This window comes from Pseudomonas sp. K5002 (genome assembly GCF_013386655.1).
Taxonomy (GTDB): domain Bacteria; phylum Pseudomonadota; class Gammaproteobacteria; order Pseudomonadales; family Pseudomonadaceae; genus Aquipseudomonas.
On record NZ_JACARK010001520.1, the window covers coordinates 1 to 768 of the forward strand.

General features: G+C 65.9%; 1 protein-coding gene and 1 pseudogene. Both read right to left on the reverse strand.

Annotation, left to right across the window (positions count from 1 at the left end; genetic code table 11):
- Positions 1 to 128, reverse strand: a pseudogene (gene motC, locus HX846_RS37640) (flagellar motor protein); the annotation flags it as partial.
- On the reverse strand, positions 128 to 768 hold a 641-nt coding region (gene cheB / locus HX846_RS37645), incomplete at its 5' end, for a chemotaxis-specific protein-glutamate methyltransferase CheB (protein ID WP_178967515.1). The pseudogene motC and the gene cheB, both read right to left, overlap by 1 nt.

A 768-nucleotide genomic window follows, 5' to 3' on the forward strand; every position in this document is an offset into this window, starting at 1 on the left:
GTGCCGCCGATCACGATCAACGCCGCCGGGCCGTTGGCCAGGGCACCCAGGTGGCCGCCTTCGAGGTAGTTGCCGCCGATAATCGCGACAAACGCCATGATGATGCCAATCAGGCTCAATACATCCATCAGAGGCAAGCCTCCACCAGGTGCTTGCCGATGTCGTCCAGGCTGTAGACGGCGTCGGCCAGGTCGGCCTTGACGATGGCCATGGGCATGCCATAGATCACGCAGCTGGCTTCATCCTGGGCCCAGATCGCGCTGCCGCCCTGCTTGAGCAGGCGCGCGCCTTCACGGCCGTCGGCGCCCATGCCGGTCAACACCACCGCCAAAACTTTGTCGCCGTAGGATTTGGCCGCAGACCCGAAGGTGATATCCACACACGGCTTGTAGTTCAGGCGTTCGTCACCCGGCAGGATTTTGATCGCACCACGGCCATCGACCATCATCTGCTTGCCACCAGGGGCCAGCAGCGCCAGACCCGGACGCAGGATGTCGCCATCCTCGGCTTCCTTGACGCTGATGCGGCACAGCTTGTCCAGGCGCTCGGCGAACGCCTTGGTGAACGCGGCCGGCATGTGCTGGATCAACACGATCGGCGCCGGGAAGTTGGCCGGCAATTGGGTCAACACCCGCTGCAAGGCCACCGGGCCGCCGGTGGACGTACCGATGGCCACCAGCTTGTAGGCCTTGCGCTTGGGCGCAGGTGAATGCGCGGCGGGCGCAGCCGTACGCACCGGAGCGGCGGCCGGGCGCGCAACCGGTGCCG